Source organism: Nitrosomonas sp., from assembly GCF_043753625.1.
Classification (GTDB): Bacteria; Pseudomonadota; Gammaproteobacteria; order Burkholderiales; family Nitrosomonadaceae; genus Nitrosomonas.
In genome coordinates this window covers 1-13,766 of the sequence record NZ_JAYUWI010000028.1, presented here as the reverse complement: position 1 = coordinate 13,766, position 13,766 = coordinate 1, and the positions used below count along the sequence as shown (strand labels likewise).

Sequence of the window (13,766 nt, the reverse complement as noted above, 5' to 3'; positions counted from 1 at the left end):
CCGATTTGAGTGGGATAATTTGAGTAGTAAAGCTGTAGGGGTAGAGATTATCACGGCAATGATGAAAACAAAATGTTCGGTAGAGCTGATCAGTATCTGGGTGTTTTCATTTGTAGATGATTTCATGTTCTATCCGCATAGTTATATGCGAGTGCTCAAAATCAAACAGGAATTTCGTTGATAATAGTTGGTCTTCTTCCGAATCTGCGATCATCTCGCTTTTATAAGGTTGCTGCTTCTGTGTGACTAATGGTGATATCTATATGATTATTTGTGGTTTGTGTTTTCCGGTATTCATTGGGTGCCGGTGTTAATTGTTTCAAGGTACTTTTTTATCAAGTTATATCCGAGCTCAACAGGTAAAATACTCAATTGAGTAGATAAATAGTGCCATTTGATTGGTCTGATCGATCAATCAAACGGATGTATTATGAGTAATCATATAATTTTAGTGCTGTGTAGTGCCGTGCTTCAGGCTTATTTAGATATGAATCGAAAGGCATCATTTTGTGATGTTTTTGATGATTGATTCAATAATGGCCGCCTCTAAAAATATTTCCGGACTATATACTTAATAGCATATGATTTTCTTGCGGAACCAATAATTCGAGTTTGTATCTGAATTAACAGTGAAATTTTTCGGGATATCTATTTTTATGCGGTTTCTTCTTGCACTGATGAAGCAGTCGAGTAGATTATGCTGTACTTAATATTTGTTATTGCAATGACGGCACTCATTGTCGGGCCGTCTTACTGGGTCAAACATACCCTTAAGAAGTACAGTTATCCTGAAGATCGATATCCAGGTACTGGTGGGGAGCTGGCGCGAATTTTATTGGATTGGGCCAACTTACAAGCAGTCAAGGTGGAAGTGACGGAGCAAGGTGATCATTATGATCCACTAGAGAAAGCGGTTCGTCTGACAGCGGATAAATTTAACGGCAAATCGTTGACAGCAATTACCGTGGCTGCCCATGAAGTGGGGCATGCAATCCAAGACCGGGATGGTTATTTGCCGCTAAAATTACGTACGCGGTTGATACAAATCGCTGCTCCGGCTGAGAAACTGGGTGCGGCTATTTTGATGATGGCCCCTGCCATTACAGTGATTACCCGGGCACCGGTCGCGGGCGCATTGTTTTTTGCCGGTGGCTTGTTAACGCTGGGTACTGTGACAGTCGTGCATTTGGTTACCCTTCCGATGGAAATGCACGCGAGTTTTGCGCGCGCACTGCCGATGCTGGAGCACGGTAAATACCTGATTCAAGGGGATGAGCCACATGCACGTAAAATCCTGCGCGCAGCAGCTTGGACGTATGTTTCAGCCTCGCTCATGACATTGCTCAATATCGGCCGGTGGTGGGCAATTCTTCGACGCTAGCTGTTTTGAATTTGTAGAGATCCAGTGTTTTATGCCATATGCAGTCTTGACCCTGTCATATAAGCGACTTACCATGTGAGCATTTGATGGTAAATATCTATTTAAACACAAGTAAAATAATCGGCAATCACTTAAGTTAAAGGACAAATATGATGCATCTGGTTAAACGACAAAAGGCAAAAGCCGTACGTGGGTTTACACTTCTTGAATTGCTCGTTGTGATGGTCATCATTGGCTTGCTGGCTGCTTATGTCGGGCCAAAATACTTTTCACAAGTCGGCAAATCGGAAATTAAAATGGCTCAAGCGCAAATCGATGCGTTGGAAAAAGCATTGCATCAATATCGTTTAGATGTGGGAAGTTATCCAGCAACCGAGCTGGGATTAACTGCACTGGTCGCGCGCCCCAATAATGAACCAAGATGGCAAGGGCCTTATCTTGCAAAATTGCCGCCAGCGGATCCTTGGGGGCGCGCTTATGTCTACAAATATCCTGGCGAACGCGCGGAATTCGATTTACTCTCCTTCGGCAAGGATGGGCAACAGGGCGGTGAGGGTGAGGCAGCTGATATAACAAATTGGTAAGTCCGAGTAATGCGATATGAAGTGAAAGCAGTTTTGTCCGGGCAAGGTACTGTACACCTTGAGCTGGAGGCTAACAGTGAGGAGGAAGCTCGTCTCCAGGTTGTTGAGCAAGGTGGAATGGTTTTAAGTATACGGCGAAGCTTTTCCGGTTTTTCACTGAAATCGAAAAGCCATTTTCCATTAGTACATTTCAGCCAGGAATTGCTTTCACTGCAAACCGCAGGGCTCAGTCTGGTAGAAAGTATTGAAACCTTACTCGAGAAAGAACAAGACACCGGTAATCGAAAAATTATCGAGAATATCCTTGCAAGACTTTATGAAGGCGTAACCTTCTCGCAGGCACTGGGAGAGTATCCCCAAGCATTTCCGCCTTTGTATATTGCAACAGTGCGTGCCAGTGAACGAACGGGGGATCTTGCGGAAGCTTTAACACGATTTATTACTTACCAAACACAGATGGATTTTGTACGCAAAAAACTGGTCGGTGCGTCAATCTATCCTGTGCTGTTACTGGCTATCGGTTTTCTGGTTTCTATCTTCTTGCTGGTATTTGTTGTTCCAAAATTCAGCGCCATTTATGACGATATGGGCAGTGATTTGCCCTGGCTTTCTTTATTATTGATTAAGTGGGGGAATTTTGTTCATGAACGTGGTTTGGAATTGGCGATAGCAACGGTGATCCTGCTTGCCATGATAGTTTACACAGTAAGCCGGCCAGCCTTTCGCGCCAATGTCATGCGATTATTGTGGCGCATTCCCGCGATTGGAGAACACATGCGTGTTTATCAACTGGCGCGTTTCTACAAAACACTGGGAATGCTGTTACGTGGCGGAATTCCGATTACACAAGCGCTGGAAATGGTCAGTGGATTGCTGCAACCGCATTTCCGGCCAAATGTTCAGGCAGCGGCCAAGCATATTCGTGAAGGTAAAACGATTTCCAGCGCTATGGAACTCGAGGGTCTAACAACCGCTGTGGGGAACCGTATGCTTCGCGTTGGCGAGAGAACAGGTTTGATGGGAGATATGATGGAGCGAATCGGTAATTTTCACGATGAGGAAATTGCCCGCTGGGTTGAGTGGACAACCAAACTGATTGAGCCTCTACTGATGGCGGTCATCGGCATCGTGATTGGCGGTATTATTATTCTTATGTATATGCCAATATTTGAATTGGCAGGAAGCATCAATTGATTGATGCATCAATACAATCCGGGAACAAGCAACCGATTGATATCAATCGTCTGGCTGATATCCGGCGAAGAGCGTTCGAACAAGGTATTTCTGTCATCCAGATATTGGAGGAAACCGGTGGTTATACGCCCGATGAGCTGGTACAACAGTTAGGAAAACTAATGCATATGCCGGTGCTGGAAATGAAAGCAATCCATGCCTTAATTCCGGCATTTGACCGGCTACCTTTCGCGGAAGCAATCATGCATGAATGTGCTTTATTTCGGCGAGACCAGAACTATTTTCTCGCTGTCAGTAATCCATTTTCAAGCAAATTACGCGCATGGGCAGAAGAACGTTTTGATATGGCGATTGAATGGTATTTGGTACATCCGGCTGACCTGACGGCTTTTTTTGCTCAGCAGGAAAAAACCATGCGTGCTATGGATCAAGTATTACCTTCTACTGAGTTAGACAATATACAGAGCGGCATCGAAGATTTGTCGTTAAAGAGTATCAATGCGGGTACCAGCCAGGTTGTTCGGCTAGTGCATTCTACTTTGTATGACGCGCACAAATCCCAGGCCAGTGATATTCATCTGGAAATGACAACCGGCGCGCTCTCTATCAAATACCGCATCGATGGTGTATTAACATCCATTGGTGTGATGCAGGGCGCAGACTTGGCTGAGCAAGTCATTTCCCGGATCAAAGTGATGTCAGAATTGGATATCGCTGAGCGCCGGGTGCCGCAAGATGGCCGATTTAAGATTTCTATCCAGGGGCGGGAAATTGATTTTCGTGTTTCCATCATGCCGAGTATTTTTGGCGAAGACGCTGTCTTGCGTATTCTTGACCGGCAGGCACTGTCCGATCATATTGAAGGATTGACATTAAACCAACTGGGTTTTAATCAAGCAGCCATTGCGATTATTCGCCGCCTTAGCTCGGAACCCTATGGGATGTTACTGGTGACTGGTCCAACCGGCAGTGGTAAGACAACCTCGCTGTATGCTGCAATTTCGGAAGTGAATCATGGTCATGACAAGATCGTTACCATTGAAGATCCGATTGAATATCAGTTACCTGGTGTTTTGCAAATACCGGTTAATGAGAAAAAAGGATTGACCTTCGCACGGGGACTTCGCTCAATCCTGAGGCATGATCCTGACAAGATTATGGTGGGCGAGATTCGTGACGCTGAAACAGCGCAAATTGCCATACAGGCTGCGCTGACCGGGCATCTTGTATTTACAACAGTACATGCCAATAATGTGTTTGATGTCATTGGACGCTTTTCTCATATGGGTGTGGATCCTTACAGCTTTGTGTCGGCCTTAAATGGGATTGTAGCGCAGAGATTAGTACGTTTGTTATGTGTACACTGCGCAGTGGATGAACGTCCGGATGATATACTGATTGCAGAATCCAGAATTTCTGCCGACGAAGCGAGTCAATTTAAGTTTCGGAGTGGAAAAGGTTGCGGCCAATGCCGGGGAAGTGGGTATCGGGGGAGAAATGCGATTGCCGAGATTCTGATTCTGAATGATGAAATCCGCGAACTCATTGTTGCGCAAGAACCGATACGGCGTATCAAAGAAGCGGCACGAAATAATGGCACACATTTTCTCCGGGAAGGTGCTTTAGATATGGTCAAGCAAGGATTAACCAGCTTAGAGGAGGCAAACCGTGTCACGATTGTGGCGTGATCAGATTGAAGTTTTTCTGGCACCTGAACGAGTAGATTTGGTTCGTTCAGCGCGGGGCCTTAAGCCGGTGCAATCGGCTAAAGTGACGGTATTATGCGAACGTGTTCAAGGTGCGCCTATTTGGGAATCCGCTTTGCGACAATTGGAAGAAAAACTGGGAGATGCGGCTAGTACGGAACTGGGGATAACGCTGTCAAATCACTTTGTCCGCTATGTTGCACTGCCGCCGCAAGCAGAAATAACATCACCAGAGGAAGTGATGTCCTACGCCACTTTTCGTATGCGAGAAGTTTATGCTGAGCGTGTTGATTCTTGGATACTCAGTGTTAGCGAATGGAATCCGGTGAATGGTGCTGTTTGTGCGGCAATACCTCGTGAATTGATGGCGCGGGTGGAAGAAATGGCTGTACGCTATCAATTTAAACTGAAAGAAATCGAGCCTTATTTGGCATCCACTTATGATCGGTGGCAAAAGTTGTTACGTGGCAATAAAATATACTTTGTTGTGATAGAAACTGGGCGAATTTGTGTTGCCCTATTGATAAACGGAATTTGGTACAGTATACGTAATCAGCGAATCCTGCAAAATGTGGCGGATGAGCTTCTCGCTGCGCTGGACCAGGAAGCAGTGCTATCCGGAAATAAAGAAGCTGTTGAGCTGGTTCATTTGTTTGCACCAGAGCATCCGGATTTAACGCTGCCTGAGAACTGTGGATGGCGTATTGTGCCGATACAAACTGGGCAAATAACTGTACTGGCGCATTATCCAACTGTGCCGGCCGACTATGCCGGGATAAATCAATGCCTCGCTTAAGATTAAAATTTCCCGATCATGGGCAATCCGTTTCGCATATTGATTATTCAATACTGTTCATAGGATTGTTGGTTCTTACCGGCGTACTTTTGCAATTCCAGAAAATTACTGAAGAAGTCAATTACTGGACTAATCGCGTCGAACGTTTGGAAAAACAGCAACAACAAAAAAAGACTGCACCGCGTACCCGTGGAACACCGCGGGTCAAAGAATTTAGTCAGGAAATTCGCAAAGAAATCATCCAGGCCAATGCGATTTTGGACCAAATTAATTTACCCTGGGAAACGTTATTTGATTCAATCGAAAATGCGGCTACTGAAGAAATCGCGTTATTATCTTTGCAGCCGACCGTGTCTAACCGGACATTACGTATCAGCGGTGAAGCTAAGAATATGTCTGAGTTACTTGATTTTGTAGAAGCATTGGAACTTGAATTGACTTTTGAAAATGTGCATTTGTTAAATTACAAGATTAAACAAGATAATCCACATCGTCCGATTATTTTTCTTCTGACTGCAGCATGGATTCAGGCCTCTTGAAAACTGAAACACTCCAAACACAAATAAATCAACTGGCATTGCTACTGCGTTGGCAGGTAGGCCGCCTCGGTAATATTGGTAAGATCGGCCTAGGCTTAATTGTAGCGAGCGGCATCTATTTTTTCTCAGCGGTTTTGCCGCAAGAATCCACTCTGCTGAAACTGAAAGAACGCGCTGATCTGCTTCAGATGCAGGCATTATCCAAACAAACTCCTGGCGAAACGGAAAGCGGCAAACCAATGAGCGGTGAACAAGCACTGCAAGCATTTTATGAGTTTTTCCCGCGTATTGATTCATCACCATTCTGGATTCGTGAATTGGTGCAGCTGGCTAAAAAACAAGGCGTGGAACTCAGCAGCAGTGAATATCGCCTGGTTAATGAAAATGACGCGCGTTTAGCCCGTTATGAGATGATATTGCCGATAAAAGGAAGGTATCCTCAAATACGCGCTTTTATGGCTGATACGCTTGAAGCTGTTCCTGCCATGGCGATTTCTGCTATCGCCATTAAACGTGAGAACGCCACCTCTGAAAAACTCGAAGCACGTCTTGAAATTAATCTTTACTTGAATAAATAAACAAGATGGATCAATCTGAAAAAAAACGAAAATTGATTGTAGGCGGTGCATTGGTTGCAACATTGATCGCTGCTGTGCTGGTTGAAGAGGAAAAAACAGTAGTCGATACAGTAGATACCATACAACCGGTCAAACCATCCGGTGATCGAGTAAAGAATCAGGAAAATAATGTTGAGCAACTGGATGTTAGTAAATTGGGCCAAAGAAAATTCAGCGCCTTGGCTGGAGAGCTGTTTGTATCCACTACCTGGGCACCCAAGAAGCCACAAGCTAATCTGCAAGAACAAGCTGCAATCGCAGCACAGACAGCAAAAGCATCTGCCCCCCCGCCAGCACCAACAGCGCCGCCCTTACAATTTAAATATGCTGGAAAAGCAGTTGCAGATAATGAAACATGGATTTTCCTCTCTCAGGCAGGGGAAAATCTTATTGCTAAACTGGGTGGGAAAATCAATGATAAATATCGATTGGACTCAATCAATGATGATGCGATTACAATGACTTATTTGCCGCTGAATATAAAGCAGACACTCACGATCAATAATAAATTAGCAGGAAATTTTCGATGAGAAGCTGGAGACTTTTAATTCTTAGCATACTGCTTGTTATTACAGCAGGATGTGCCATCAATAACAAAACATTCGGTACCCGGAATATTGGATTTGATGATGGGCAGAAACTCATTACTGAAGGTAAGTTTGAAAGTGGATTGCAAAAACTCGAGCAAGCAGCACGCGAAGAACCCGAAAATAGAGAAATTCGTACTGTACTGATACGGTCGCGTGAGGAAGTTCTTGGCAAATTATTTTTCGAAGCGGATAGCTTGCGGTTTTCAGGTAATTTAGAACAAGCTGAACAAGGTTATCAACGCATTCTGAACATATATCCACTTCATGAACGGGCTAAGGAAGGTATCGAAGCACTGAAATTAGAGCGCCGTCATATTGCTGCCGTCGATTCTGCGAAGGCGCTACTGATACGCAATAATGTAACTGGAGCAGAAATTGTTGTGCGCGCTGTGTTGCAGGAAAATCCTCAACAATCACATGCCCGTGAATTGATTTCTCAAATTAATTCACGCATGACACGTCCTGAAGTAACTGATCTGGCGCTGGAGTCTGCTTTTAAGAAGGCTTTGACCATGGAGTTTAAAGATACCGACTTGAAATCGGTATTTGAAATCATGTCGCGGACAGCCGGTATTAATTTTGTTTTTGATAAGGATATCCGGCAAGAAACAAAAATTTCTATTTTTGTTCGCAATAATACGATTGAAGATATTCTCAAACTATTATTGATCACCAATCAACTGGCTTATAAGGTGCTCAATAGTAACTCGTTATTGATATACCCGGGTACACCGGCGAAACAGAAAGATTATCAGGAATTGGTCGTGCGCAGCTTTCATGTTGCCTATACCGATGTGAAACAAATGGTTGCCATGGTCAGGGGTATCGTCAAAGCGAAAGACATCTATGTGAATGAGCAACTCAATCTATTTATCATGCGCGATACGCTTGAGGCCATCCGGCTAACGGAACGATTGGTGTCTCTGAACGATTTGGCTGAGCCGGAAGTGATGTTGGATGTTGCAATCCTTGAGATCGCGCGTAACAATGATTTCTTGCTGGGTCCTAAAATTCCAACGTCAGTTACATTTAGCGGGTTTGGCGCAAAGGCTGCTACAGCAACCGCTGCCGCTGCCGCTGGCCCAGGCGCGGTTCTGCTCAATCAGATTGGTTTTGATGGTTTTAAAAGTTTTGGCATGAATAGTCAAGCCGTAATAGATTTTAAACAAGGCCTCTCGAATGCCGACATACTGGCGAATCCCCGTATTCGGGTGAGTAATAAAGAAAAAGCAAAGATCCATATTGGTACCAAAGAGCCTTTCTTCTCAGCTAATGTCCAACCCGGTATTAACTCTATCATCACGTCCACGCCGACTTTTATCGATTTAGGGATCAAGCTGGATGTTGAGCCACGTATTGGTTTAAATGATGATGTTACGATGAAGATTACGCTCGAAGTGAGTAATAAAACGGGGACTGCGACAGGCCCGGGTGGAGCGACAGCTCCCATTGTCGGAACTCGGACTGCTGAAACCCTGTTGACATTGAAAGATGGAGAAACGCAGGTATTGGCCGGACTCATTGATAACAGGGACACGAGAGGAGTAAAAGGTCTTGCAGGACTGTTAAATATCCCCGGGCTGGACAGATTGTTCTCAAGTCAGGAAATAGTCCGCACTAAAACGGAAGTTGTGCTGTTAATCACGCCACGTATTGTACGGAATATAGCAAAACCCACCAACCAGGAAAGTGAATATCATTTTGGCACTGCCAGCGAGGCGGGTAAATTGCCGGTCACCATTAAAAAGACTGCAGCGCAATCACTGTCCATTGCTCCGGCTGGATCGGGCCGTGGAGGTGCAAAAAGCATAGCTGATGCTTTCGCGCCATCGGATGATCAACAAGCTCCCCCTAATCCTTTTGCCAATGCTGCATCGGCTACTACGCCGACACTTACGCTGCAAGCACCAGCCAATGTTGGCTTGGATAAAGAATTTTCGGTTAATGTCCGGCTGGTTGGTGCAAAAGCTATGGTTAATACGGACTTGCAATTAACTTACGAGGCCAGTATGTTGGAGGCGCTGGATGGCGGAGATAAATCCGGAACACGCACAATCAAGTTAGGTAAAGATCAAACGTCTGGTTTGGCGACACAAATACGCTTTAAGGTGATTGCTGCAAACCCAGGCGCAACAGAAATTAATATCCAGAATGCAGTCGCAGAAGACCTAGAAAATGGCACCTCAGTTGAAGTAATGCTGCCACCACCCGCCAGTATTAATGTCAAATAAGCGGGGCATGAAGCATTTACTCGGAATCTCTGACAAACACAGGGGTTTTACGCTGATTGAGCTAATGATTGTTGTGGCGATCATGGCCATTCTGGCCACAGCAGCAATGCCGTTGCGCGAACTCATGGTAAAGCGCGAAAAAGAACAGGAGTTGCGCGTTGTACTACGACAGATACGCTCGGCGATTGATGCCTATAAACAGGCAGTTGACGAAGGACGTGTCGCTAAGAAAGCCGATGAATCCGGTTATCCGCCCCGGCTAGAAGAATTATTCATGGGGGTGCCAGACATTAAGAGTCCGGATAAGAAGATAATTTATTTTCTGCGCCGCTTACCCAGGGACCCTATGTTTATTGAGCTGGATGTCGCCGGGATAACAGCAACTCCAGCTGTAGACACCTGGGGAAGGCGTAGTTATGAGAGTCCATGGGATAGTCCCAAAGAAGGTGATGATGTTTTTGATGTTCACTCACGTTCAGAAGGCATTGGTCTTAACGGCATTCCATATCGGGATTGGTGATTGTTATGCTGTCTGGCAAGTCGAAGTACAAAGGATTTACACTGATCGAACTACTGGTGGTCATGGCAATCATCGCCACTTTATTGAGTATTGTCGCGCCGCGCTATTTCAATTCACTCGATAAGGCCAAAGAAGCCGTTCTACGGCAGGATCTTGGTATCATGCGTAACGCGATTGATCAGTTTTATTCCGACTTTGGGAAGTATCCCATTGATCTGCAAGAGTTGGTCGACAAGAGATACATGCGCAGCGTCCCTATAGATCCATTCACTGAGAATAACAAAACCTGGATTGAAGTACCTCCCAAGAATCCTACTGAAACAGGCGTCTATGATGTTCACAGCGGCTATTCAGGGCGCGCATCGGACGGCACGTTTTATGAAGAATGGTAAGCGATACCAAATTTGTTCGACTTTTCATATCAGAAGTAGCATGCTGCCACTAGAAAATGGTTTTGTTTATCTTTGGGCTTTGTTTGCAGTTGCTTTAGCTGGGATTGTAATGGCAGGAACGGGACAGGTATGGCAAGCCAAATCGCAGCGGGAAAAAGAAGCTGAATTGTTATACATTGGCGAAGAATTCCGTAAAGCAATCATGTCTTATTACAATACAGGCACTAAACAATATCCGGAATCACTAGAAGATTTGCTTCAGGACAAACGCACACCGGCTATGAAACGCCATTTGCGTAAAATCTATACGGATCCGGTAATGAACGTAGCTGAGTGGGGTATTGTTGAGGAGCCGCCACCCAGCAATAACGCAGCTGCCAATAAGAACGCAGCGCCTGGTAATAGCCCGGTACCCAATAAGAACCCAGCATCCGGTACTAGCGCAGCGCCCAACAATAATCCGGCATCCAGTAATAGCCTGGTGCCTAATAATCCGGCATCCGGTAATAATCCGACAGCTAATAATACCCCGGCACCCAGCAGTGCAGTGCCAAATAGTAGCTCGGTAACAACCTCCAATATTAGTAAGCGAATTATTGGGGTATATAGCCTCTCTGAAAAAAAGCCGATTAAGAAAGATAAATTTCCTGAGCATATTGCGAAATTCTCGGAAGCACTAACCTACCAGGATTGGAAGTTTGTTTATAAGCCGGGCGATACCAGCGGCTCGACAAAACCAGCATCGACTCCAGCAAAACCCAATACAGCTTCACCAGCCGCATCGCCCTTTGCACCCCAATCTTCATCGAAGACAAATCCTTCGCCTTCTTCTGGGCAAACTTCATCGTCGGGAACTGCTTCACCCTTCGCACCGCAATCATCAGCACCGGCTAATCCATAGCCACCGTCATCCGGACCCTCTCAGCAGAGCATTAATGAGCCGCGCCGATTAGCCCTGGAAACTGCCCATTCAATTCACATACTATTAGCCGCGTTATGTGGCAGGGCTTCTTTTATTTTGATTGGGAAAGATTGCTTGCTCCGCTACGCTACTTCGCTGCGATAAGCCGTCACCTGAATTTCAATTTTCATGCGTGGATCGGATAATCCCGCAGCCAGCATCATGGCCGACGGCCGGACCTCGCCCAGATACTTGCGCATAACCGGCCAGCATTTTTCGAAATCCTCGGCTTTGGGAAACACATACGTGACACGCACCACATCTTTCATGCTCGCGCCGGCTTGTTGTAATGCTGCCTCGATATTTTTAAAACACTGTTCTGCCTGCTCTAACAAATCATCAGAAATGGTCATCTTGCTGTAATCAAAGCCTGTTGTGCCGGAAACCAGAACCCAGTTATCCTCAACCACTGCGCGCGAGTAGCCGATTTCGTGTTCAAATGTGGAGCCCGAGCTGATGAGTTTACGTGTCATACTGTTTTATCCCTCTACTTGATTTAAAAAATTTTGCGTAAGATATCACTATAATTGCGCAACGAGTCAGTTGCAAAGCAAGTTTTTAACCGGCGCTTCCAAATCTGTAAACAACAATGTCACTCACACTTTATTGGCATGACTACGAAACCTTCGGCGCCGATCCACGGCGAGACCGGCCTGCGCAATTTGCCGGGGTACGCACTGATGAAGCGCTGAACGAGATTGGCGAGCCGCTGGTTATTTATTGTAAACCGGCTCGGGATTTCCTGCCGCATCCGGAAGCCTGCTTGCTGACCGGAATTACACCGCAGCTAGCCGATGAGAAAGGCTTACCTGAATCGGAATTTATTGCGCGTATTCATGCAAAGTTTGTGCGACCGAACACTTGCGGTGTCGGCTACAACTCGTTGCGTTTCGACGATGAAGTCACGCGTTTTACGCTGTATCGTAATTTTTACGATCCGTATGCGCGCGAATGGCAACAAGGCAATTCGCGCTGGGACATCATTGATCTGGTGCGCATGACCTACGCCTTGCGCCCCGCCGGTATTGTCTGGCCGCAGCATGAAGAAGGCCAGCCCAGTTTCAAACTGGGAGATCTGGTGGCGGCCAACGGTATTCTGCATGAATCCGCGCATGATGCCTTGTCCGATGTGCGTGCCACCATTGCCTTGGCGCGACTGCTACGCACGCAGCAACCGCGTCTCTACGATTGGCTTTTTCAACTGCGCGATAAACGTAAAGCCGCAGCCCAGCTTGATTTAGCCACCCACAATCCGGTCTTGCACACAACACGCATGTACCCGGCCAAAACCGGCTGCACGTCGCTGGTAATGCCATTGATCACCGAACCGGGGAACAACAACAGCGTGCTGGTTTATGACTTGCGCCAAGATCCAGAGCTGTTTCTGCCGCTGGATGCTGATGAGCTGAGTCAATTGCTATTCACCCGCAACGACGAATTGCCCGAAGGCATGCAACGGTTACCGGTCAAATCGATAAAGATTAACAAATGCCCAGCGTTGGCACCAAGGAATACGTTGGATAATGAGGCTACTGAGCGCATCGCGCTCGATTTGGATGCGTGTTACCAGCATTGGCAGAAACTATGCGCACAACCGGATTTTTTTCAACGTGTGGCGACCGCATACACCAGCCGTGCGTTCGAGCCTTCTGGCGATGTGGATATGGCGCTGTATGATGGTTTTCTGGACAACGCGGATGCTGCATCACTAGCGCAAATACGGCGTGCTTCACCGAAAGAACTGGCGAAAATGCGGTTTGATTTGCATGATCAGCGACTGCCCGAACTGCTGTTCCGCTACCGTGCCCGCAATTGGCCGGAAACCTTGATACCAGTTGAAGTTGAACGCTGGGAACAAATGCGCCTGCAGCGATTGACACAAGGCGATGGCGGCGGAAGCATTACTTTTTCCGAATTTTCGGGGCAGATTTCGTTATTGCGAGAGACGCTTAAAGCGGATGGGAGTGCTGGGCGGATATTGGATGCGCTAGTAGCGTGGGGTAGAAATTTGTTGGATTCATAGATACCCTATAACATCTAATGTTCTCGTGAATAATCCAAAATGGATTTCGCAGTATGTTTAGCTTATTTGGTTATAGCAAGCCATCTAATAAAATAGTAAAAGATATATTGCGACATCACGTCAATAGTTCATGTGATTAAAGTGGACCCCGCAGTCAAGACAATAATAGATTGAATTTAAGAGGGCACCCTATTCATGCAGCGGAACGGCGCTGCCCCGATTTTTTGTTTTT

14 protein-coding genes are annotated in these 13,766 nt (G+C 46.0%); 13 read left to right on the top strand and 1 reads right to left on the bottom strand.

Features of this window, described 5'->3' with window-relative positions; genetic code table 11:
- Positions 1–697: 697 nt before the first annotated feature.
- The 12 genes from ACH10T_RS02680 (at position 698) to ACH10T_RS02625 (ending at position 11,451) form a co-directional block, all read left to right on the top strand.
- Positions 698–1,381, top strand: a complete 684-nt coding sequence (locus ACH10T_RS02680; RefSeq protein ID WP_394807788.1) for a zinc metallopeptidase — start codon at positions 698–700, stop codon at positions 1,379–1,381.
- Positions 1,382–1,530: 149 nt separating this feature from the next.
- Entirely contained in the window at positions 1,531–1,965 is a 435-nt protein-coding gene (gspG, locus tag ACH10T_RS02675) for a type II secretion system major pseudopilin GspG (protein ID WP_394807787.1), read from the top strand.
- A 9-nt stretch (positions 1,966–1,974) separates the two neighbouring features.
- Positions 1,975–3,159: a type II secretion system F family protein gene (locus ACH10T_RS02670; RefSeq protein WP_394807786.1), complete on the top strand. Its 1,185-nt coding sequence runs from the start codon at positions 1,975–1,977 to the stop codon at positions 3,157–3,159.
- The gene (locus tag ACH10T_RS02665) at positions 3,156–4,847 is read left to right on the top strand and encodes a GspE/PulE family protein (RefSeq protein ID WP_394807785.1); all 1,692 of its coding nucleotides are present in this window, start codon (positions 3,156–3,158) and stop codon (positions 4,845–4,847) included. The genes ACH10T_RS02670 and ACH10T_RS02665 overlap by 4 nt, the downstream gene beginning before the upstream one ends.
- Complete coding sequence (locus ACH10T_RS02660) at positions 4,828–5,661, top strand: hypothetical protein (RefSeq protein WP_394807784.1); 834 nt, start codon at positions 4,828–4,830, stop codon at positions 5,659–5,661. The genes ACH10T_RS02665 and ACH10T_RS02660 overlap by 20 nt, the downstream gene beginning before the upstream one ends.
- Complete coding sequence (locus tag ACH10T_RS02655) at positions 5,649–6,200, top strand: PilN domain-containing protein (RefSeq protein ID WP_394807783.1); 552 nt, start codon at positions 5,649–5,651, stop codon at positions 6,198–6,200. The genes ACH10T_RS02660 and ACH10T_RS02655 overlap by 13 nt, the downstream gene beginning before the upstream one ends.
- On the top strand, positions 6,197–6,778 hold the full coding sequence (locus ACH10T_RS02650; protein WP_394807782.1) for a GspMb/PilO family protein: 582 nt from the start codon (positions 6,197–6,199) through the stop codon (positions 6,776–6,778). Before ACH10T_RS02655 ends, ACH10T_RS02650 begins: the two co-directional genes overlap by 4 nt.
- A 5-nt stretch (positions 6,779–6,783) precedes the next feature.
- On the top strand, positions 6,784–7,347 hold the full coding sequence (locus tag ACH10T_RS02645; RefSeq protein ID WP_394807781.1) for a hypothetical protein: 564 nt from the start codon (positions 6,784–6,786) through the stop codon (positions 7,345–7,347).
- On the top strand, positions 7,344–9,638 hold the full coding sequence (locus ACH10T_RS02640; RefSeq protein WP_394807780.1) for a secretin and TonB N-terminal domain-containing protein: 2,295 nt from the start codon (positions 7,344–7,346) through the stop codon (positions 9,636–9,638). The genes ACH10T_RS02645 and ACH10T_RS02640 overlap by 4 nt, the downstream gene beginning before the upstream one ends.
- Positions 9,628–10,158 carry a type II secretion system protein gene (locus ACH10T_RS02635; protein ID WP_394807779.1) on the top strand — a complete coding sequence of 177 codons (531 nt, stop codon included), beginning with the start codon at positions 9,628–9,630 and terminating at the stop codon, positions 10,156–10,158. The genes ACH10T_RS02640 and ACH10T_RS02635 overlap by 11 nt, the downstream gene beginning before the upstream one ends.
- 5 nt (positions 10,159–10,163) lie before the next feature.
- Complete coding sequence (locus tag ACH10T_RS02630; RefSeq protein WP_394807778.1) at positions 10,164–10,550, top strand: type II secretion system protein; 387 nt, start codon at positions 10,164–10,166, stop codon at positions 10,548–10,550.
- Positions 10,551–10,590: 40 nt separating this feature from the next.
- Positions 10,591–11,451, top strand: coding sequence for a hypothetical protein (locus ACH10T_RS02625; RefSeq protein WP_394807777.1), 861 nt, complete (start codon positions 10,591–10,593; stop codon positions 11,449–11,451).
- 143 nt (positions 11,452–11,594) lie between these two features.
- On the opposite strand, the gene ACH10T_RS02620 is transcribed toward ACH10T_RS02625, so the two are convergent.
- Positions 11,595–11,984, bottom strand: a complete 390-nt coding sequence (locus ACH10T_RS02620; RefSeq protein ID WP_394807776.1) for a RidA family protein — start codon at positions 11,982–11,984, stop codon at positions 11,595–11,597.
- 116 nt (positions 11,985–12,100) lie between these two features.
- On the opposite strand from ACH10T_RS02620, the gene sbcB reads away from it, so the two are divergent.
- Positions 12,101–13,534, top strand: coding sequence for an exodeoxyribonuclease I (gene sbcB / locus ACH10T_RS02615; RefSeq protein ID WP_394807775.1), 1,434 nt, complete (start codon positions 12,101–12,103; stop codon positions 13,532–13,534).
- Positions 13,535–13,766: the final 232 nt, after the last annotated feature.